Here is a 21,043-nt window from a genome sequence, read left to right as displayed (position 1 = left end):
GATCAGAAAGGTCCTTTTGCATTGATATGGTCTGCTTTTTTCGCACTTCCGGGCATTTCTCCTCTCTTGTCTTTTTCTGGTAAAGCCTTTCCTGTTTCCCGGTCGTACCAATCTGGGGTAAGGTTTTCAGGCACAGTGTCGCCGGTTTCCTCCTGCCATTTTTTTAACACCTTTTGCAGTTCCGACAAGGGTGCGGCGTATGTTTTGTTCTGTATTTCATTCTGTGATTGCAGCGGGTCTTTGAAGTTGTCAAAAAATTCTTGGGCGGGGCGCGGCGTCAGGAAAACGTCTTTCTGGAGTGCCGTAAGTTTTCCGCTTGCTTTTGCCGCTTTCAATGCCTTTGCAGAAGGGCTCTGGTTCGCGTCGATAGGCCCGCCGTTATCGAAATCAGTCCTTTTATTGATCACATACAAAAAATCCTTACTGCGCACCGAGCGTTCGTAGGCGGCATAATCATGCCAGTTGTGCTCGGCGAAAACGTATTTTCTGAATTCTTTATCAGGTGTTTTAAAAAGGCTCACAAAGCTCTTCCCCTGAACTGTTTCTGGTGTTTTTGTCCCGCTGAGTTCCAGCAAAGTAGGAGCGATATCGATGCTGCTGACCAGGCTTTGGCAGGTTTGTCCGGCTTTGATCCCTTTTGGCCATTTTACAATGAACGGAGTTTTTACACCCGCATCATAAAGCCGGGTCTTGCTTCCCGGAAAAGGTCTGCCGTTGTCAGCTGTGAAAATAATGAGGGTGTTATCGGCAATGCCTTGCCTTTCCAGTTCTTTTTGCAGCAGTCCCACATAGTGATCCAGGTTTGAGATCTCATTGTAATAAGCCGCCAGGTCCAGCCTGGTTTCTTTGGTATCTGCCAATGTTGGCGGCACAATGATCTCCGTATCAGGATTATGCACATGCCCCGCCGTTTTCTTCGACCACGGTCTGTGTGCATCCAGCGGTGCCAGCCAGAAGAAAAAGGGTTTGTTTTTTGGTCTCGATTTCAGCAGGTTCACCCATTGTTCCTCCGCGCCCTCGCCATTGGCGGCGCGGTCTACGAGCAAGGTATCATAGGCTCTTTTCGTCGCCGGGCCTTCGTGCCATTTTCCCACCAGGGCCGAAAAATACCCATTTTGTTTCAGCAGTTCAGGGAAAAATTTCAGGTGCGCAGGCAGAGGCGTATGCAGCTCGGCGGCACCCGTATTGTGTGGGTACCTGCCGGTGAGTATGCTGGTACGGCTCGGACTGCATGAGCTCGCCGTCAGGTACATATTCGTAAACTTGATGCCGTCTTTCGCAAGTTTGTCCAGGTTCGGCGTTTTGATTTTGGTGTTCCCGTACGTACCGATATCGTCCCAGCTAACATCATCCGCGATAATGAAGATGATATTCGGTGTACTTTGAGCCGATATTTTTGCAAAGCCTGTCATCACCATGACCAGCATTACTGCCACATATTTTGCCATAGATATGGTTTGCCGCGCTGCGGCTGTTTAGAAAACGCTGTTCAATTTTTAAAGCTACTCGCAGTGGCTTTTCTAATAGGTATTCTGCGTAAGTTTTGGATTAACATCGATTGCGCTCTGCGGGATCGGGAAATGCAGTTTGCTCTCGGTGATGTTAAAACCTTTTGCTTTCAGTACTTCAACAGCCCGGCCGGTGCGCACCAAATCAAAAAACCTGTGAAATTCAAAACTGAGCTCAGTTCGTCGCTCGTGCTCGATGGCCAGTGCCAATGTGCTGTATTGGGCAGGATAACCTTTCTTTCAGAATCCCGGCAGCCCCACGCGCTCACGCACCTGGTTCAGATAGGCCGGGTCGCCGGTTACTTCTGAATAAGACAGAAGAACGTCCGCATAGCGGATCAGCTCGAAGTTCTGACCGGGGTAGCGCCAGATGGGGTCATAAAATTTTTGGGTAAATGGATATTCCACGAATGTGCCCGTCTCCAGATTGAGATAACCCGGATAAACCGATATGTTTTTCCGTACGCTGTCCGCCGCTTCAAATTCATTGACCAGATCCTTCGTAGGCGTATTAAGACCGGTCCCGCGGAAAGTTTCTGTGCTTCCCGGCAGGTGAAAAGCCCAGTGATAGGGTGTGTAAGTTTGCTGATAGTTGCTGTTCACAGCGTTCTGTCCGGCCAGAAATTGCAGTTCGAGAATGGATTCAGGGGAGTTTTTGGTGCCTGGCTGAAAGTTGAATGCATAGTCGGCACTGTTGATTTTTCCATCCTTGTTCGCATCCAGGGAATAAACTTTGCTGTCGATGATCTCTTTCAGTTCAGTCCCCGCGCTCGTTTTATCACCGATAGTCAGGTATACTTCCGCGAGCACTGCCGCAGCCGCATATTTGGTGAGCCTGCCCACATCCGCGACTGAGTAACTCACAGGCAATGCCGCTTTACTGCTTTTCAGATCGGTGATGATCTGCTGATAAACAATCTCTTTTTTCTCGCGTAAATAGGTATAGCTTTCATCGGCACTGACGACTTTCAGCGGCAAAGGAATTTCTCCCCAAACCCGCGCCATATTGAAAAATATCAGTGAACGCACAAAAACCGCTTCCGCTTTCAGCCGCTCTTTCAGCGCAGGGTTACTGAATTGAACTGTTGTTTTTTCAAGCTGTTCGATAGCATTGTTACAGATGTAGATCGAATTGTAAGCGTTGTTCCAGGCAGTCTGGATCAGGCCGTTGTTAGGCTGTATTCTGAAAGCCTTAATGTCGTCCTCAAATGTGGTAGCTCCCCCCGAAAATTCGATGTAGGTATTGTCCGAGTACAATTCCCCGTACAAATCCACCAGTCCGCTGGCCGCATAAGTCCGGTTCAGCTGGCGGTACACGTCGTTGACAGCCTGAATGATCTGGGCTTCGGTAGTATAGAAATTCCCTTCCGTCAGTTTGGTTTCAGGGTATTGGTCAAGCTCGGTTTCGCTGCATGAAAATGCTGAAACAGCAAGGAAAGTGCCGATGATATATTGTTTGAAATGCTTCATGTTCTTGAAAGTATATTTTTAAAATCCAATGTTGACACCGAAAGTATAGACCTTCGCCGAGGGATAAGGGGAGTGGGTAACACCGCGTGCGGTGGCGCTGGTGGCACTTCCGTTGAAGTTTTCCGGATCGAAAATCGGGGCGTTTTTATGGGTAAAAAGATTTTGCCCGTTCACATAGATCCGCAGCGATTCAAGGTTCAATCTTGACAGTATCGCCGATGGAAAAGTGTACCCGGCTGTAAGGCTCTTGACCCGGAAATAAGAACCGTCCACGATCCAGTAGCTGGAAGCCGTTTTCTCATACCCGTCCAGGTCAACCGTCAGCTTGTAGTGATGGCCGTCGCCAGGTTCCTGCTCGGACCGCCACCGGTTGGTCATTTCTTTGTAATAATTCCGTCCTTCATGGTAAAGCATGGAGCGGTGAATGTTATTGTCATACACATCGCTGCCCTGCACGCCCTGGATCAGAACACTCACGTCGAAGCCTCTATAAGTCAGGTTGTTGGTGAAACCCCAGATAAAATCGGGCGTGTAATTGCCGATAATGGTGCGGTCATTTGCATTGAGCACGCCGTCGTTATTTATGTCCACATACCGTCCGTCGCCCGGTTTGGCGGATTTATATCGGGATGGATCCGCATCGACCTCAGACTGGTTCATGTAAACGCCGTCATATTTGTAACCATAAAAACTGAATATCGGGTCGCCCACTTTATTGATCGACTCCATTCCGAACCCGGGCTGGTAGATCATCGGCGCATTGTCTTTTCCGAGTGCCAGTACTTTGTTCCTGTTCCGGGAAAAATTCAGCTGGGAGGTCCAGCCCAGCGCACCTTTGAGGTTATGGGTGGTAAGGTTTAGTTCAAAACCTTTGTTCTGCAGTTTCCCGATATTTCTGAATACACTTGTAAAGCCCGAAACCACCGGGACCGGCACATCCAGCAGCAAACCGTCGGATTTGGAAATATAATAATCCGCCTCAAAAACGATCCGGTTGCTCAGCAGACCAAGATCCAGGCCTGCATTGAACTGCTGTGTACGTTCCCATTCCAGGTCCGGATTGGTGATGCTTCCCGGATAATAGGTGGTGCCCAGACCGTTCCCGAAAGCTACCCTGCCCTGTGACATGGAACCGATCCATTTGTAATCCGCAAAGCGGTCACTCCCTGTAAAACCGTAGCTGGCGCGGAGTTTCAGGTTGTTCAATACCTTATTGGTATTCAGGAAAGCTTCGTCGGACACGATCCAGCCGCCCGAAAGCGAAGGGAAAACACCCCATTTGTTGTTGGGGCCAAAGCGGGACGAACCGTCGCGGCGGATACTGGCCGAAAGCAGATATCTTCCTTTGAAAGAATAATTGAGCCGTGAAAAATAGGAGATCAGAATGCTTTTTGTTTTATCATCCTCAGCCTGAAAAACCGTTTTTCCCGCGCTGAGCGACTTCAAAAGATCATTATCGTAGCCGCGACGCTCCTGGTTGGTGTAATAATATTCGTTGTTGTTGTATTCCAGGCCCAGCAGTGCCGAGAACGAATGGTCTTTGAAAGTTTTGTCGTAGGTCAGCAGGTTTTGCGAAGTGTAATTCAATGTCCGCGACTGGTTTACAGTCATGATGCCTTCTGTGTAGTACGTTGGTCCCAGCTGGTGATCCACTGCCTGGTAATTGTTGTTGTCGATCCGGTTGTAAAAGAAATTCAGCGAAGACCTGAACTTCAGACCAGGGATAAAATCGATCTGGGCAAATACATTTCCGAGGTTATTAAACTGCCTGTGCTGGATATCGTCGGTGATCTGGTACAGGGGGTGGCCGTTTTTGGGGCGGAAAAGGATTGCATCATATTTTTCAAAACCAGGCGTATTGGCCGGGGCGCCGAGGTAGCCGTTGTTTCCATATACCGGATAAATTGTCGGGTACTGGACCGCCCATTCCACGGTGCGGTTAAAAGGCTCATTTTCATGATCGGTGCTGACATTGAGCATCCCGCCGATCTGCAGCCAGTTCTTGATCTGCGAATTGGCCTTGATGTTGAAAGTATACTTTTTATAATCCGACGTGATCACAATTCCCTGCTGTTTCACATATCCTGCCGATACCATAAAATTGGTTTTGGTATTGCCGCCGCTGGCATTCAGCTCGATTCTCTGCATGGGCGCCGTTCTGAAAATCTGATCCTGCCAGTTGGTATTTTCAAGACTGGGAGGATTGTCAAAAACAGTAGGCCAGGTGTATTTGTATTGTTTCCGGGCTTCAAAAGTATTCGGCGCATTGGGGTCGCCGCCGCTTTCGATCCATCCGTTTTGTGCCGCGTCGATGGAAGCCTGCGCATATTCGGCGGAATTCATGACCTTGATCTTGTCGATCACTTTCTGGAAGCCGTAAGAGTAGTTGACATTGAATTTTGTTTTTCCCTCTTTGCCGCTTTTGGTGGTGATCAGGATCACCCCGTTTGCGCCGCGCGAACCGTATATGGCTGCTGAAGAGGCATCTTTGAGTACTTCCATGGATTCGATGTCGCCCGCGCTCAGCAGGTTGAGGTCGTAATTGGGTATCGGCATACCGTCGATCACGATCAACGGAGAGCTGCTTGCCGACACCGAATTGATTCCCCGGATCTGGATCGTGGAGGATGTTCCCGGCCGGCCGTTGCTGGTTAAAACCTGTACGCCAGGAATTTTGCCGTACAAAGCCTGCCCGAGCTCTACGATGGGACGACTGGTAATTTCACGGTCCATTTTAACCGAACCGACCGCGCCCGTAACATCACTTTTTTTCTGTGTACCATAGCCGACCACGACCACTTCGCTCAGCTGTTTGGTATCAATCGAAAGTACTACATTGATTGTGCTCTGATTGTTGATCTGGATTTCGCGGGACTGATAGCCGATACCTGAAAAAACGAGCGTTCCATTCTCAGGAGCCTGTATTTCGTAGAAACCGTCGGCATTTGTGGTGGTGCCGTTCGTAGTATTTTTCAGGATCACATTGATACCCGGAGAAGCGCTCTGATCCGCCGAGGAAGTGACCCTTCCTTTGATCGTAAGCGACTGGGCATGAGATCGCAATGTGAAAATCATTGCCAGGATAATAACCGGCCAGGCGAACCTGCCATAAAACAGCGGTCGTAATTTTTGAATCATGTTAAGGTGAGTTATAAGAGTAGTATTCTATAAAGTATATAGACAAAGTAAATTTAATGAATCTGAAGTTACAAGCTTACCGGCTCAATTTTTTTCTTGTCGCAGAACGGTTTTATTGCAAATACTTCATTAATACATTACTTTGCCTATCAAAATAATAGACTATATACTTTACGGACTTGTCCAGATCGTCATTCCCGTACTACTTTTCATGAAAATATCATTTCAGTTTTTGCTTGTTGCAGCACTTTTCGTTTGCTCCCAACGTATCGCATTTTGCCAAAATACAGGTACAAACAAACCCAACATTGTCTGGATCACGATTGAAGACACTTCTCCGCACTTCATAGGATGTTACGGAAATACAAGTGTTAAAACCCCGAATATCGACCAGTTGGCGAAAGAGGGTGTGCGGTTCACCAATGCTTATTCTACCAATACGGTCTGCGCGCCTTCCCGGTTTACGATCCTGACGGGCGTGAGATCCTCTGCCGCTGGGACAGGAAATCACCGTACCCATTATAACATCCCCGCAGAAATAACCGGTTTTCCGCATTTACTGAAAGCTTCTGGGTATTATACGACCAACAACGTTAAAACCGATTACAACCTGGCAAGGGAAAAGCAGATGATCGCCCGGAACTGGAATGAAAGCAGCAACAAGGCAGATTACCGAGGCCGGGCCGCCGGACAGCCTTTTTTCAGTGTTTTTAATTTCAATGAATCGCACCAGTCGCGCAGCATGACCAACCCGCAGGAGTGGTATGTTCAGAATGTTTTGGAAAAAATACCGGTTTCGGAACGTGCCAAATCTGAGGAAGTGATAGTGCCGCCGTTTTATCGGGATTCGCCCGAAATGCGGGCGCAAATGGTCAGGCTGTACAACAGTTTGCATTTCATGGATATAAAAGTAGGGGAGCTGATCGCCAGGCTGAAAGCGGAAGGCGAGTGGGAAAACACGATCATTTTCTTTTTCGGGGACCATGGGCAGGGTATGCCGGGTTTCAAAACGCATGCGTCTTCGCTGGGGCATAAAGTACCTTTTATCATAAGAATTCCTGAAAAATACAGACATCTGGCACCGGGCATTCCGGGGAGCACTTGCGATGGTCTTGTAAACTTTGAAGACCTCGCCCCGACCATGCTGAGCCTCACCGGAAACAAGGTGCCCGGTTATATGAAAGGGACCGTTTTTTTAGGTCCTGAAAAGAAAACACCGCAGAAATATTTCTGGGGAGCGAGGGATAATACCGACGAGGTTATTGATCTCGGCCGTACGATCATCCGGGATTCTCTGGCTTATATCCGTATTTATTATCCGCATGTGCCTACCGTTCAGCGGCACAAGTATATGGACGTTTCGGACATCATGCAGCAGATCAGGAAAGATCAGAAAGAAGGGAAACTGAATGCTTTGCAATCGTCGGTCGTGAGCGGTCAACGCGCGGCTGAATATCTTTTTAACATAAAAAATGACCCCTGGGAAACCATCAATCTGGCTGGTGTACCAGCATACAAAAAGCAGCTGGAAGAGTTGCACAGTGCTAACCGGGATGCTATTTTGAAAAACCGCGATGTGATGTTTGCGCCGGAATATGTGCTTTCGCAAGTGGATCTGACGGATACGCTCTACCAGTTCAGACAGAATGATGGAAAATATCCGTTAAACAAAATACTCGATGCGGCGGAATTGGTTGGGAAAGGAAAAAGCGATATCAAAACGCAGAAAAAGTTACTCACTGACGTCAACAGCCTCGTGAGATATTGGGCGGTCATTGGGCTGCATAATCAGGATAAGAAAGCCTTAAACGAGAAAGAGTTGCTGGCTTTTTTACAAAACGAAAAGGAAGATTTTGTAAAAATAGAGCTGGCGGCATTGTTGGCGGACCATTTTCACACAGCGGCTGCAACTGACCTTTTGGTAAGTTATCTCAAAAATGAAAACGCTACCCTGGTGCGACAGGCTTTGAGAGGGATAGTCAACTTTGTTCCGTCGGATAAAAGCCTGACAGACAGTGTTATTGTCCTCCGTGAAAAAAGCGCAGCAAAACCTTTCAAGACTTTAAATTACGAAATCAATTCCTGCATAGATCTCATTCTGGATTCGGCAGGAACTGAAAAACTGGCGATCGGGAAAATTAACTAACGTCACGATTTGTAGTCACTTATCTTTCAAAACACCGGCAACATTCTCGGTATTGATCAGGCTTACGCCGATGTTTTTTAATTCGGTCACACCTTTTTCATAAAGTCCCGATATCGCATCCCGGACCAAAACTACCTTAAAATCCCTTTCGCTGGCTTCATATATGGATGTCCTGGGACAATTGGGGAAATTACAGCCGGAAAAAATCAGTGTATTGATACCCATGGAACGTAAAAATTCTTCCAGCCGCGTCTGGTAAAACGCGCCCCACCTGGGTTTGTACATAATCCATTCATGGGTAGTAAGTTGCTGAACGTCCCCATCCAGAAGAAGATTGGTATCGAGGGCATGTTCTCCTGCAAACAGCGGGTCGGCAAGCTCTGCACCTGCTGAGCCTGGGATAAAAAAGGAACTGCCCTGCTCAACCTGCAGTTTACGGCACAGGTCTACGTTGCTGCCGTCATTTTTGTACAGCCTGATCAAATGAATGATCGGTTTCTTATTTATTCTGAACTGGTCCAGTAACTCTCTGACATTGGGGAGTACGGCAGAAGTTCCGGGTACTTCCAGCGTTTGCCCGTCGAGGGTATCATTCTGTAAGTCGATGGTAATGAGGCAAGAATTGGCCCAGTCGGGCTGCGTGTAAGGGTTGGTCTGGATCATGGACTATGTTTTACTTTTTAAGCGATACAAAAAGTGTCTTTCAGTGGTTACATCGAATAATCTAATATATGAAGAGTTAATTCCAATTCCCTACTCGAATTATTCAGGTGAAGTCAGTATTTTTAGTGAACCTATATTATCCTAACCTTTTTATTTGATGCAAGAAAAACCTCAAGGCGCGGGTGATCCTGACGACGAGTCACTTAAATCGGACCAGCGTCTTGCAGACAGGCGCCTCTTTTTACAGCAATCGATAGCAATTGCAGGGCTTAGCTTTGCACCGGGCAATTTCTTTGGCGGTTCAGAAGCTTTCGCTGAAGAATTACCTCTCGGAGATGCCGAAAAAGTAAAGCTGGCCTTGTCGGTCAATGGTAAAAAACACAGACTTTCCATCGATCCCCGGGTTACCCTTTTGAATCTGCTGCGCGAGCAACTTGGCCTAACCGGCACCAAAAAAGGCTGCGATTTCGGTCAGTGCGGCGCTTGTACAGTTCATGTGGACGGTCAGCGCGTGTTATCGTGCCTGAGTTTTGCGGTTATGCAGCATGGCAGGAAAATCACAACCATAGAGGGGCTTGCCGACGGAAACCAGCTGCATCCCATGCAGGAAGCTTTTATCAAGCACGATGGTTTTCAGTGCGGCTACTGCACGCCCGGGCAACTGATGTCAGCGGTAGCTTGTGTACGGGAAGGCCAGGCGGGTTCTGAGGATGAAATCCGGGAATATATGAGCGGGAACCTGTGCCGGTGCGGGGCATATCCTAATATTGTAAATGCCATTATGGAGGTTAAAAATAATGGTCAAAAGGTATGAAGCCGTTCCTGTATTATCGTCCGAAAACAGTGAAAGACGCCATAGCCGCCGTAGCATCGCACCCCGACGCAAGGTTTATTGCAGGAGGTACCAATCTCATCGATCTGATGAAAAGAGGTATTGTCTCTCCCGAAAAACTGGTGGATATCAACCATCTGCCGCTGAAAAAAATAGAGCAAAAAGGTGGCTTTCTTCGTATTGGGGCTCTCGCGCTGAATAGTGAGGTGGCCAATCATAAAACGGTATTGCAGAAACATCCGCTGCTCGCCCAGGCATTGCATGCAGGGGCGTCGGGACAATTGCGGAACATGGCGACGGTTGGCGGAAATATATTGCAGCGTACGCGCTGTAACTATTTTTATGATACCGCTTTTCCTTGCAACAAGCGTACTCCCGGAAGCGGCTGCGGCGCCTGGGAAGGTATCAACCGCATGCATGCTATTTTTGGTACTAATGAAAAAAGTGGCCAAGACTCCTGCATAGCGGTGCACCCCAGTGATATGTGTGTTGCACTGCTGGCGTTGGATGCGGTTGTGCTCGTAACTGGGCAGCAGGGAGAAAGGCGCATACCTTTTGGCGATTTTCACCGACTGCCCGGTGATAACCCCGAGCTGGATTCTAATTTGCTGAATAACGAGCTGATCCTGGCTGTGGAAATACCGGATGCGCCCCTGACCAGACATGTACATTATTTAAAAGTGCGCGACAGGGCATCCTATGCTTTTGCCCTGGTGTCAGTGGCTGTGGCTCTTGAAATTGATCAAAACAATATTAAAACGGCGCGTCTGACGATGGGAGGGGTTGCACATAAACCGTGGAGATTTCCGGAAGCTGAGAAAATTATGACCGGTCAGCCAGTTTCTGAAAGTGTTTTTCAGCAAGCCGCAGAGGCTGCAATGCAGGGTGGACGAGCATTGGAACACAATGCGTACAAATTGAAATTAGGAGCAAACGCAATTGTTCAGGCATTGAAGACAGCTGTCGGTAAAGCATAAAATCCTATGGTACAAAAAGATCTGCAAACCGAACCGGAATCTCTTGACCGCGTAGATGGTCGGCCAAAAGTTACCGGGACGGCGACTTATTCAGCGGAATATGCGGTTGGGAATCTGGCACATTCGGTATTGATCACAAGCACGATAGCCAAGGGGCGAATCAAAAATATCAATGCAAAAGCCGCAGAGGAATCACCCGGCGTTCTGGCCGTGATCAGTCATTTGAATTCGCCCGGTGTACCCGGTTATCCTCCCGCAAAACAGCCGGCGGAACCAGCGCCGGTGGGTACTGCGTTCAGGGTATTTTATGATGAACTGATCTATTTCAATGGTCAACCGGTGGCCATGGTAGTGGCCGAAACACTGGAACAAGCCAATCATGCTGCTTCGCTGATCACGATAGGTTATGAGATTGCTACGCACCAAACCGATTTTGAGGCAAACCTTTCAAAATCTGCCGTCGCGCTGAGTGTGCAGCGAAGCAAAAATTCTCCTTTTCAGGACTACGGCCGTGGGAATCCGGAAGCTTTCGATGCGGCAGAAGTAAAAATTGAGGCTACTTACACAATTCCCACCCAACATCATCAGCCGATGGAACCACATGCGATCATCGCGGTGTGGGAAGGGGAAGACAAGCTGACGGTTTATGATAAAAATCAGGGGGTGAAGTCTGCACAGGGAAATCTGGCGCAAGCTTTTAAGCTAGCAAGGGAAAATGTGAAGGTGAATGCACAATTTATCGGCGGCGCGTTCGGATCGGGTATCCGGGTTTGGCCGCATACGGTTGCCGCGGTTCTGGCAGCAAAAAAATTGAAACGTCCTGTCAAACTGGTTTTGGGACGGGAACTGATGTTTACTTCGGTGGGGTACCGACCTTATACAGTTCAGAAAATAGCTATTGGTGCTTCAAAAAATGGCATACTTACCGCAATGAACCACGAAGGTACCGGCCAGACTTCCGCTTATGAAGAACATCTCGAACGTACAATTCTGGCAACCCGGGCGATGTATGCCTGCCCGAACGTTTTTACAAAATACCGGCTGCTTAACCTCGACGTAAATACACCGACGTGGATGCGGGGCCCGGGAGATGCTACCGGTATGTTTGCCCTGGAATCGGCCCTGGATGAAATGGCTTTTGCCTTACATATTGATCCGCTGGAATTTCGTTTGCAAAACCACGCGGACACGGATCCGGAGCGAAATCTGCCATGGTCAGCCAAATCACTGAAAGAATGTTATGAGCTTGGCGCGGAGAAATTTGGCTGGAAAAACCGTCTGCCGGCACCGCGCTCCATGCAAAAGGACGGTATGCTGGTAGGGTATGGCATGGCGTCGAGCCTGTACGGCTTTCACCGTCACCCTTCCAAAGCCAGGGCGGTTTTCTCTCGAAAAGGCTCGGTTGTGGTGCAGAGTGCGACCATGGATATAGGTCCGGGAACGGGTACCGCTATGACGCGCATCGCTTCAAAAATACTGGGTGTAAGCCCCGGGAAAATCCGTTTTGATCTGGGCGATTCCAGCCTGCCCGATGCGCCGGGACAGAACGGTTCCTCCACGATACCGAGCGTAGGCTCGGCAGTACACGTGGCTTGCGAGGCTTTGAAAACCAAATTACTTAAACTGGCATCTGAAATCCCGGGCTTGAATTTACAGCCCGATCAGATGACAATTAAAAATGGTAGGATTTTCAATCTGACCGATGCATCGGGCGGAATTTCCCTTTCGGATGTTTTAAAATACCATAACCTCGAACAGGTGGAAGTAACGGAAGAATCGAAATCGGGAGCAGAGCGTGACCAGTATTCGATGTATTCGTTCGGATGTCATTTTATAGAGGTACATGTAAGCCCGCTGACCGGGGAGGTACGGGTGAAAAGAGTGGTAACCTGCGCGGATGTCGGAAAAATTATCAATTACAAAACTGCCAGAAGCCAGTCGATCGGAGGTATTGCAGGCGGCATCGGCATGGCGCTGATGGAGGCTTCCGTCATGGATCATCGGTTTGGACGGTACATTACCAATGATTTTGTTAGTTATCATATTCCGGTCTACGCCGATGTTCCGCAGATCGATGTGATTTATGTCGATAAGCCCGATGTCCACGTGAACCCCATCGGCTCAAAAGGACTTGGCGAAATCGCCATAGTAGGAGTTGCCGCCGCCATCGCCAATGCAGTGTTTCACGCAACGGGCAAAAGAGTACGGGATTTGCCTATAACAGTGGAAAAGCTGATTTGAGATACACCTGTCAACATCAGCCCTTCTCAGGCCCCGAACTTGCCCAGATCAGTTCTGGTGAATCGTGGATTTTAAATCCGCGGTACATTCGGACAAACCGGCGTTGTTCGGTGAAAGCGTTTGCCGCCGCCCAGTGAAGTGCGGCGGTATTATTTGAAGGGATATCAATAAACATTGGTTTCTCGGGAAATTGAGATGCGATTTGATCAAGCAGCCGATAACCCGATTCGGGTACAGACGTGGCTAATGGTCCTATCTGAATGGCGATGATTCCCTCCCGGCAACCTGCATATCCGGTCACTGCTCCGTCGGTTATGCTACAATAGAAGGGGATATTATTTGTTTTTGCGAAGCTGTTGATAAAGGATCGCCGGAATGTGGCGGTAGCTTCTTCGTCCAGCCTGACAATTTCATCCATCATGACATCTCCTTTGAAAATTCGGCGGATGTTTCCGATTTCAAGTGTACCGGGCGTCGGATCGTCGGCCGCCGGATCGCCGGATCGCCGGCCGCCGGATCGCCGGCCGCCGGTAAAACGTATTACTTCATATTCTTCCCTGAAACCCAGTTTTTTATAAAGTCCCTGCCCCAGTGACGTTGCGTCCAGCCGGATCGTTTCAATACCTTTTGCATCAAGATATGCGATTGCGTGCTCCACAATGAGCTTTCCGATTCCCCGGCCTCTCACTTTTTTGTCGACCAGCACCATGGCGATCCAGGCGATGTTTTCGAAGCAGCAGACAGTCGTAGTAGCAACAGGTTGCTGGTTTGCCTCGGCGACAAAACAACCGGTCGGTTCCAGATCCATTGCGCGCAACCAGTCGGCATCCGTCTGGTTCCAGCCCGCTTCTTTCACCAGATGTCTGCAAAAAGGAAGATCATCCGGGGTCATTTGCCGGATTGTTATTGAAGAGGAATCAGGGTGTGTTTCTTCCATGTTTTTGGATACATCCACTAACTACGCTCCAAGGGCATAATTGTATTCACCGGACCTGTTATCGAATAAACCAGAAGTAATTTCTTCATGATCCATTGCATATAACAAAACGGATTTTACAAAATCATTGAGGGTAACATCGTGCTGAGAAGCAAATGTGGCAACCTTTTTGTGGAGGCCTGACGGTACGCGAACGTTAAAAACGCCTTTGTAGGTCTTGTCCGGAGACTTGCCTATCTGCTTGCAAGTTTCCAGATAATCATCTACCGCTTCTTTCAAACCTGCTTTAAGCTCGGCCACAGAAGTTCCTTCGAAAACGACAAGATCATTTACGCCGATTACTTTTCCAAAGAACACTTCGTCCTCCGAATTGTATGCGATCGTTGCGGTATAGCCGTTGTATGTTAGGGAATTAATCATTTTTAATTTTATGTTTTTCTGTTAAAGTGATTATAACCTGCTCAATTACATAAGATTTCACAATGGGTCTCGGGTGAGGCTTATGCAAACTGATCACGTCTGACAGTCATCAACAAACTTTCTTCGTGAGCCTCCTGTTTTTCCCGGAGGGATTTCAACAAAGCCGTAGTAACTTAAAACAAGCGCCAGTTCATCCCAGGTGAGATCCTTTGGCTTGTTTAGAAATCGAGTAACTAGTTTTTTTAATCTGGCTCAATTTAGCGTGTGTTTGTAACTGAATATTAGTTACAAATGTAATTTCTTTTTCGGATTTGAAAAAACGTTCTCAGTTTTTTCAAAAAAATAGCCAGCATGAAGAAGCTTTGTTTCGCTCAATTTGAATGAATACATTGCTAATCAATTATTAAAATAAAATGTCGTATCCAAAACAAAATGCCATCCCAAAATCAAGTCTGGAATTCCTATCCAAGTTGAGGGAAAATAATAACAGGGAATGGTTCAATGCTAACAAGGAAGTGTATCAGGTGCAAGTGGCTTTTATCGAATCATTTGCAGATTTATTGCTGGCACAGTTGCAGATCCATGACCTGATCGAAACACCTTCCGGTAAAAAAAGCTTGCAGCGGATTTACAGGGATACACGTTTTTCAACCAATAAAACTCCTTATAAAACCAATTGGAGCGGTCGTTTCACACGGGCAACCGCCCAGCGAAGAGGCGGATATTACTATCATATCGAGCCGGGCAACAGCTTTATCGCGGGAGGGTTCTGGTCGCCCGACGCGCAGGATATCCGGCGGATCAGGGACGATGTCAGCTTTGACCCCGCTCCGTTGAGAAAAATCCTGGCCAGCGAATCTTTCGTGAATACTTTCGGGATGCTCCGCGGAGAGCTCCTCAAAACTACGCCCAAAGGTTTTGATACCAGCGATGAAGCAATTGATCTGCTGCGTTACAAACAGTATCTGCTGATCAGAAGGTTTAGAGACGACGAGGTCCTGGCTTCTGATTTTTTAGAAGAAGCCAGCCTTACATTCAGAAATATGCGCCCGTTTTTTGATTACACGAGTGAAGTGCTTACAACAGATCATGACGGACTGGCAATTTGACAGGATTCATCTGCCATTGGGTGAAAAAAGCTGATAATATTTGCAAAAACATGCTTTATGCAGAATGATTCCGCTTTTTCCGTTGAAATTCCAGTGTCAGGTTAATATATTTGTTTTTGACATTACTTATTAAACGGCTTTGAAATAAAATGGAGTTACTCAACGATCTACGTCAATTTATAAAATCGTACTTTCCTGAATCGTCGGAGCTTCAACTTTCCAGCGCCTTCGCCGGGCACAGGCGATTTAACTTTTATTTTAAAATCATAGATGACTGTCCTTATCTGCTTTACCTGAACTGGGATGGCGACTACGACAGATTTACATTGAAATGTCTGGAATTCAGCAGTAACGAGGTATTGAAAAAATTGATAAGTGCCTACACTGACATAGGATCAAAGGCATTTAATGTGGGCCAGCCACGATCAAGGGTTTCATTCAGTTATCCCGGAAATGACAGGCTGATAAAGCTCAATTTTGACGGCATTGTCCACGATTACGGGCATTATCAGGAAATGAGCGGAGAGCAGCTGATGCATTGTATTGATCCTTTCAGGTAGTTTACGGGTACGATATCCCGGTTTGTTGTAGCCTGTTTCTTGCCGGAACAAGTATTTATCCTGATGGTCACCGAATTTGGTACCGGACATAAATATTTGTTGCATGAGGTTTTTCTTATACTCCCTATTACTTATTTCGTTTCAATTGCCTGCCCAGAAAGCCGGTGATCAAAAATTTATCCAGGAAGTTGTCAAAATACATACTTCCAGGGAAGGGTTGCCCGATGGCAGTATCGACAGGATCAGCATTTTGAATGGTGTTCCGGTTGCAGAGACTTCCGTACAAAGTTTACAGTTTAAATCCGGTTCATGGACCGGGATCACGAGGGGGAAATCCGAACCGGCCCCCGAATTACCGGCTATTCCCGGAGCAAAAATGCTTTCTGTTGTGCCCTATAAAGGTGGTCTAGCCATTGGCTGTACACAGGGCCTTTATTTTTACAGTGATGCCAAAAAACTGGAAAGGGTTTTTCCTCAAAATGAAAAATATAGCTGGCTGTTAAGAAATGTAAACGCACTGACTACAGATTCCAGAGGAAGACTGTGGTTTGGGGCAACCGAAGGTGTAGGTTACCTGGATGGCGACACGTGGAAATTATTTACGGGGAAGGAAGGACTACCTTATAACAAGTTTACCAGCGCTGCCGCCGGGCCGGATGGTATTGTCTGGTTTGGTACTGAAAAAGGCGCTATTGAGGTGGAAAATGATTATTTCAAATACCGATTCAGCCGTCGCTGGCTTCCAGGCGATCACGTGAATGGCATTGCTGTGGGTACAGACGGTACTGCCTGGATAGCTACCGATAAAGGCGTCAGCCAGATTTCAAGGGTGTCGATGTCTTTGGAAGATAAGGCGAAAGTTTTTACCAAACAGGTAGAAGAGCGACATAACCGAATGGGTTTTGTTGCGCACAGCCATCTGAAAGAACAATTTAACCCGGCATCTTCTGAACTTGCGATCTCTGACAATGATGGAATGTATACCTCCATGTATGGTGCGGCGAATGCCTTTCGCTACGCAGCAACCGGTGATCCGGAGGCAAAAGCGCTCGCTGACAGAAGTTTTAAGGCTTGTAAATGGCTGGTGGATATTTCTCATGAAAAAGGCTTTCCCGCAAGAGTGATCATTCCGGTAGACTGGCCTGAGAAAGTAAATGAAACCCACAGCCGCGCCGATAACCTTGAAAACCAGAAAAGGGATCCGATGTGGAAAGACATTTACCCGCGGTTTCCAAAAAGCAAAGACGGTAAATATTACTGGAAGTGCGATACCAGTTCTGATGAGCTCGCCGGACATTTCTTTTTTTACGGGGTTTATTATGATCTGGTAGCGAAGGCCGAGGAAGAAAAACAGGCGGTGCGCGAGGTTGTGGGGGATATCATGGACCATTTGATCCGGCACGGTTACAAGCTGGTAGACCATGACGGAAAAGTGACGCGCTGGGGCGATTTTTCTCCAGAGTATTTCAGTTCCGTTTATGGATATGATCAGCGGGGATTGAATTCGATGAACATGCTGTCATTTCTCAATGTGGCAAAGCATGTGACGGGAAATCCGAAGTATGATCAGGAAGCCAGAATTCTTCGTGATAAGTACCAGTACCATATTTATGCGATGCACCCCAAAGAGTTTTTTCCGCCGGAAAATGTTGTGCCTTGGGATAACAATATTTGCTTGATGGGTATGTACGGGCTGATCAACTATGAGACCGACCCTGCGCTCCTGCTGATGTACCGGCAGTCGCTGGAAACAGCCTGGCAGCATATCAGCAAGCAAAAAAATGCCTTTTGGGATGCTATTTACGCTTCTTTGGCAAACCGTTTTACCAAGCTGGCGGACCAGAAGTATTTTGAAAATAAAGGCCTGTTCCCGGAAAACAGACTGTATGCACCGAAAGTGGTAAGCAACCTCTATAAGGGAAATCATAACCCGGATTTTATCCTCGAAAACCTGCAAAAGATCCCGCTGGACCTGATCGGCTACACCATGGACAATACGCACCGCCTGGACGTAATTATTGATTCTTCACCCATGCAAAGCGAGCATGTAGGCTGGCGTACAGACGGATATGCACTGCCCATTGACGAGCGGGGACATGTCCGCCAGGACCGCGACGGTTTCGCATTGCTGGCATCTGAGGGTGACGGGCACGATGAGCATGAGGGTACATTTTATTTGCTGCCGTATTACATGGCGCACTATCATGGGCTGCTGGGAAAATAAGGCGGGCCGTATTAAAAAGAAGGTTTTTTGCTGGAGGAAGTTTTTGCTTTTTTCCTGTAAATCACAACCGTAAACACAACTAGTGCGACCAACCCGAGGCCAATGATCCAGCCGGTGTTCGGGCTGTTGAGCTCCACAGGGTCAGCGTTGCCGATCAGGATCATATTTGCCCAGTAGTAGGGCAGGCTTTTTTCAAGACTATTGCAGGCAATAAAGTCCAGTTTCGCTTTTTGAAGGGCTTCATCTTTGGGCAAACCCTGGGCAAGATATTTGTGAAAAATGATCGAAATGTCATAAATGGCCTGCTCATCCGCTTTCCATAACGTAGCTGCGATGGAGGGGATCCCGGCAGATGTAAAACCTCTGGCAAGACTGTAAATACCTTCTCCGGTTGCATTTTTGCCGACATTGGTTTCGCATGCGCTCAGTACCACCAGCCGTGTTGCCAGGTTCCGGGATAACTGCAGTTCGGAAAGCCGGATCACTGAATCCTGCATAAACAAAAGCGGCTCACTATTGCTTGCCTCTGCACTGGCGTGAGAAAATACATTGACAATGCTGTACCCGGTAATGTAATTGACAAAGTTATTTTTGGTTGACTCGTCTCCGGTAAAAACTTTGCTGCTGCTGTAAAATGCTGCGGCTTCCTGCAATGAGCTGCCGGCTTTTTTCAAATCCGCCACTTGTAAGTAAGGCTGGAAATGCACCGGGGCAAAGCCGATAAAATTTCCTTCCGAGGGAGCAGCGGCTAAATTCTTTAAGAGATAACCGGCAGAATATACATAATCGAAAATGTGGTCACCAAGAAGCGGTTGCCTGCCCTGAGGATCTTTGGAAAGTGCCTCAAACGGCACAAGAAAACCGTCGGAGCAAATGATTACTTTCCCTCTCGGCAGTTGCAAAGGCTGAAACAATGTCTTTTGCAGATCATAGGACAGTGTGGCAAATGAACCATAATTGTTGATCAAAGCCTGTTTTTCAGAGCAAATCCGTACAAAGTCGCCGAGTTTTGCAGGGTCAAATTGTTTTTTGGAAAGTTTCGTCAGCCGTGCATTTTCGGGGGTAATGCCAAGTATATAGGTCACCGAATCGTTGATAAAATAATGAACAAAACTTGCTTTCCTCTCCGACAGGTAAGTTTGAAGATCTTTCAGTGAAGGAACATCGGCGGTATACTTATATTGATAGTAGGCAGGGTACTTCTTTTCCAGTGACCTGATGTAGTTTTCAAATTCAGCCTTCGCCTGAAGAAGTTTTGCCTGGTTTTTGTCACTTTCATTTTTATCCAGGGTGGAAGCAGCCCATTTCTGCTGGGCGGTGATCACCTTAACCCTGTATTCCTGATCTTTCTGTATTTCGGCAGGGGGCAGTTTGGCAGAAGCTCCGAGTTCATTCAGGTTGTCGTTGAGCAGTACGGCCCGGCTTTTTTCCATAAAGAAAAATGCAAGGTTGACATCATTGGCCAGGTAGCATGCTTCAATTGCATTTTCATACATTTTCTTCGTTTTCCCACGCCAGAAAAGCTTGGACTGCTCGCCATATTGTTTCCAGCGCATAAGGTCCACGGCTTTATCGGCCAGCTGGTATGTACTCAATGCAGCATGGAGCAGATCCTTGTTCTTTTTGATTTTGTAAAGATCCAGAAATGCTTCCGCCTTGTTTGCCAGCAGGGTAGACACAAAATAATCGTTGGATACCAGCATGAGCATGGTTACCGTGGGGTTATTTTTTATGGATTGATCTGCAAAATGGATTGGTAATGCGTTGAGTGCTTTCTGATAGTACTGCAAAGCCTGTTCGTAATCCTTCTGCCGCCAGAAAAGTACGCCCATATTGATGTAAAGCCCCGACCGCTGGTAATCGTCATTGGATTTGTCCACCATAGTAAGGCCTTTTTTATAGCAAAGCAGAGCATTGGAAGTATCATGCAAATGGTAGTCGTACAGGTACCCCAGGTTCAGCATGTCGCGGGAACATTGCACCCAGTTTGCACTGGTTTCATTGAGGGCAAAAGATTTTTTATAGTAAATAATTGCTGATCTGAAATCTCTCCGGGTAGTAAGTAATTGAGCATAAACCGAGTAGCTGGTCGCCAGTCTGTCGGTATAGTAAGCGTCCCCGGAGAAAATCGTAATGGTTTTTTTGATATTCTCTTCCGCTTTCTGCAGATCATCCAGTTCCACCTGTGCCTGCGCTTTCTGCGAAAGGAGGGATGCCTCGGCGATAGGGTCACCGATTGCTTTTGCAAACAGGATTCCGGCATCGGCTGTTTCTATGCTTTTCTGATAATCGCCTGTCTGGAAAAAAGCGTAGGATTTTTGCTCAAATGCCATCGTTGTCAGAAAATATTTCGCCGGGAACTGCCGGCTTATGGCGATACATTCGTCAAGCGCCTTATGCGAATCCTCGTAAAGATAAAGCTGGCTGTAAAATGTGCTGAGATTGAAATAACTATTAGCCAGAAACGATCTGTCGGTTCCTTTGGTACCCCTTAGGTTCACGGACACTGCCTCTTTCGTGAATTGGATGGCCGTCTCAGTTTCCCCGGTTTTACTGTAAATGCCGCCGATCCGGTGCACGATCCGGGCATAAATACTGTCGGAAGGCGGGTAACATTTCAGATAGGCCTGATGCAGTTTTTTGAGTTGCTTGAGATTTTCTGCATCGGGGGCGATAGTGTTTTCTTCTATTTTTTTCAATGAATCCCATATTTCCTGCCTGGGGCTACATTGCGAAAATACCTGCCGGTTACAAACCAGCAGGTACAAAATCATAATCAATATCCGCGATTGATTCAACATGCACTTAATCAAAAGGT

15 protein-coding genes are annotated in these 21,043 nt (G+C 47.4%); 7 read left to right on the top strand and 8 right to left on the bottom strand.

The window, feature by feature from the left end:
- Positions 1 to 2: 2 nt before the first annotated feature.
- From FBF61_RS08435 to FBF61_RS08425, 4 genes are all read right to left on the bottom strand, one after another.
- Positions 3 to 1,448 carry a sulfatase family protein gene (locus tag FBF61_RS08435; RefSeq protein WP_138476759.1) on the bottom strand — a complete coding sequence of 482 codons (1,446 nt, stop codon included), beginning with the start codon at positions 1,446 to 1,448 and terminating at the stop codon, positions 3 to 5.
- A gap of 72 nt (positions 1,449 to 1,520) precedes the next feature.
- Positions 1,521 to 1,718 carry a RagB/SusD family nutrient uptake outer membrane protein gene (locus tag FBF61_RS35035; protein WP_229214962.1) on the bottom strand — a complete coding sequence of 66 codons (198 nt, stop codon included), beginning with the start codon at positions 1,716 to 1,718 and terminating at the stop codon, positions 1,521 to 1,523.
- A 30-nt stretch (positions 1,719 to 1,748) separates the two neighbouring features.
- Positions 1,749 to 2,978 (bottom strand): RagB/SusD family nutrient uptake outer membrane protein, encoded by a 1,230-nt coding sequence (locus FBF61_RS08430; RefSeq protein ID WP_229214961.1) that lies wholly within the window; start codon positions 2,976 to 2,978, stop codon positions 1,749 to 1,751.
- 18 nt (positions 2,979 to 2,996) lie between these two features.
- Positions 2,997 to 6,116, bottom strand: coding sequence for a SusC/RagA family TonB-linked outer membrane protein (locus FBF61_RS08425; protein ID WP_138476758.1), 3,120 nt, complete (start codon positions 6,114 to 6,116; stop codon positions 2,997 to 2,999).
- Between the two features lie 211 nt (positions 6,117 to 6,327).
- On the opposite strand from FBF61_RS08425, the gene FBF61_RS08420 reads away from it, so the two are divergent.
- On the top strand, positions 6,328 to 8,262 hold the full coding sequence (locus FBF61_RS08420; RefSeq protein WP_138476757.1) for a sulfatase-like hydrolase/transferase: 1,935 nt from the start codon (positions 6,328 to 6,330) through the stop codon (positions 8,260 to 8,262).
- 15 nt (positions 8,263 to 8,277) lie between these two features.
- Here the strand turns inward: FBF61_RS08420 and FBF61_RS08415 are convergent, their stop codons facing one another.
- A complete protein-coding gene (locus FBF61_RS08415; protein WP_138476756.1) occupies positions 8,278 to 8,925 on the bottom strand; it encodes a cysteine hydrolase family protein in 648 nt (215 codons plus the stop codon).
- Between the two features lie 157 nt (positions 8,926 to 9,082).
- On the opposite strand from FBF61_RS08415, the gene FBF61_RS08410 reads away from it, so the two are divergent.
- From FBF61_RS08410 to FBF61_RS08400, 3 genes are read left to right on the top strand one after another with little or no spacing between them, the layout of a single operon-like run.
- Positions 9,083 to 9,739, top strand: a complete 657-nt coding sequence (locus FBF61_RS08410; RefSeq protein ID WP_138476755.1) for a (2Fe-2S)-binding protein — start codon at positions 9,083 to 9,085, stop codon at positions 9,737 to 9,739.
- The gene (locus FBF61_RS08405; protein WP_138476754.1) at positions 9,736 to 10,734 is read left to right on the top strand and encodes an FAD binding domain-containing protein; all 999 of its coding nucleotides are present in this window, start codon (positions 9,736 to 9,738) and stop codon (positions 10,732 to 10,734) included. Before FBF61_RS08410 ends, FBF61_RS08405 begins: the two co-directional genes overlap by 4 nt.
- Positions 10,735 to 10,740: 6 nt before the next feature.
- Positions 10,741 to 12,975, top strand: a complete 2,235-nt coding sequence (locus tag FBF61_RS08400; protein ID WP_138476753.1) for a xanthine dehydrogenase family protein molybdopterin-binding subunit — start codon at positions 10,741 to 10,743, stop codon at positions 12,973 to 12,975.
- Positions 12,976 to 12,991: 16 nt separating this feature from the next.
- On the opposite strand, the gene FBF61_RS08395 is transcribed toward FBF61_RS08400, so the two are convergent.
- Positions 12,992 to 13,912 (bottom strand): GNAT family N-acetyltransferase, encoded by a 921-nt coding sequence (locus FBF61_RS08395; protein WP_138476752.1) that lies wholly within the window; start codon positions 13,910 to 13,912, stop codon positions 12,992 to 12,994.
- Between the two features lie 21 nt (positions 13,913 to 13,933).
- Complete coding sequence (locus FBF61_RS08390) at positions 13,934 to 14,332, bottom strand: type II toxin-antitoxin system HicB family antitoxin (RefSeq protein ID WP_138476751.1); 399 nt, start codon at positions 14,330 to 14,332, stop codon at positions 13,934 to 13,936.
- A gap of 413 nt (positions 14,333 to 14,745) precedes the next feature.
- Here FBF61_RS08390 and FBF61_RS08380 point away from each other — a divergent pair, with 413 nt between their 5' ends.
- The 3 genes from FBF61_RS08380 (at position 14,746) to FBF61_RS08370 (ending at position 18,225) form a co-directional block, all read left to right on the top strand.
- On the top strand, positions 14,746 to 15,441 hold the full coding sequence (locus FBF61_RS08380) for a DUF2461 domain-containing protein (RefSeq protein ID WP_138476750.1): 696 nt from the start codon (positions 14,746 to 14,748) through the stop codon (positions 15,439 to 15,441).
- A 149-nt stretch (positions 15,442 to 15,590) separates the two neighbouring features.
- Positions 15,591 to 16,001, top strand: coding sequence for a hypothetical protein (locus FBF61_RS08375; protein WP_138476749.1), 411 nt, complete (start codon positions 15,591 to 15,593; stop codon positions 15,999 to 16,001).
- A 103-nt stretch (positions 16,002 to 16,104) separates the two neighbouring features.
- Entirely contained in the window at positions 16,105 to 18,225 is a 2,121-nt protein-coding gene (locus tag FBF61_RS08370) for a hypothetical protein (protein ID WP_138476748.1), read from the top strand.
- 11 nt (positions 18,226 to 18,236) lie between these two features.
- Here the strand turns inward: FBF61_RS08370 and FBF61_RS08365 are convergent, their stop codons facing one another.
- The gene (locus tag FBF61_RS08365; RefSeq protein ID WP_138476747.1) at positions 18,237 to 21,026 is read right to left on the bottom strand and encodes a CHAT domain-containing protein; all 2,790 of its coding nucleotides are present in this window, start codon (positions 21,024 to 21,026) and stop codon (positions 18,237 to 18,239) included.
- Positions 21,027 to 21,043: the final 17 nt, after the last annotated feature.

The organism is Dyadobacter bucti, assembly GCF_005869225.1.
Taxonomy (GTDB): domain Bacteria; phylum Bacteroidota; class Bacteroidia; order Cytophagales; family Spirosomataceae; genus Dyadobacter; species Dyadobacter bucti.
The sequence above is the reverse complement of the archived record's forward strand: the minus strand, read 5'-3'. Positions and strand labels throughout refer to the sequence as shown.

Bases quoted from the DNA above. Each gene is read 5' to 3' on its own strand.
- FBF61_RS08435 (WP_138476759.1), bottom strand. From the start codon at position 1,448: ATGGCAAAATATGTGGCAGTAATGCTGGTCATGGTGATGACAGGCTTT.
- FBF61_RS08430 (WP_229214961.1), bottom strand. From the start codon at position 2,978: ATGAAGCATTTCAAACAATATATCATCGGCACTTTCCTTGCTGTTTCA.
- FBF61_RS08425 (WP_138476758.1), bottom strand. From the start codon at position 6,116: ATGATTCAAAAATTACGACCGCTGTTTTATGGCAGGTTCGCCTGGCCG.
- FBF61_RS08420 (WP_138476757.1), top strand. From the start codon at position 6,328: ATGAAAATATCATTTCAGTTTTTGCTTGTTGCAGCACTTTTCGTTTGC.
- FBF61_RS08415 (WP_138476756.1), bottom strand. From the start codon at position 8,925: ATGATCCAGACCAACCCTTACACGCAGCCCGACTGGGCCAATTCTTGC.
- FBF61_RS08410 (WP_138476755.1), top strand. From the start codon at position 9,083: ATGCAAGAAAAACCTCAAGGCGCGGGTGATCCTGACGACGAGTCACTT.
- FBF61_RS08405 (WP_138476754.1), top strand. From the start codon at position 9,736: ATGAAGCCGTTCCTGTATTATCGTCCGAAAACAGTGAAAGACGCCATA.
- FBF61_RS08400 (WP_138476753.1), top strand. From the start codon at position 10,741: ATGGTACAAAAAGATCTGCAAACCGAACCGGAATCTCTTGACCGCGTA.
- FBF61_RS08395 (WP_138476752.1), bottom strand. From the start codon at position 13,912: ATGGAAGAAACACACCCTGATTCCTCTTCAATAACAATCCGGCAAATG.
- FBF61_RS08390 (WP_138476751.1), bottom strand. From the start codon at position 14,332: ATGATTAATTCCCTAACATACAACGGCTATACCGCAACGATCGCATAC.
- FBF61_RS08380 (WP_138476750.1), top strand. From the start codon at position 14,746: ATGTCGTATCCAAAACAAAATGCCATCCCAAAATCAAGTCTGGAATTC.
- FBF61_RS08375 (WP_138476749.1), top strand. From the start codon at position 15,591: ATGGAGTTACTCAACGATCTACGTCAATTTATAAAATCGTACTTTCCT.
- FBF61_RS08370 (WP_138476748.1), top strand. From the start codon at position 16,105: ATGAGGTTTTTCTTATACTCCCTATTACTTATTTCGTTTCAATTGCCT.
- FBF61_RS08365 (WP_138476747.1), bottom strand. From the start codon at position 21,026: ATGTTGAATCAATCGCGGATATTGATTATGATTTTGTACCTGCTGGTT.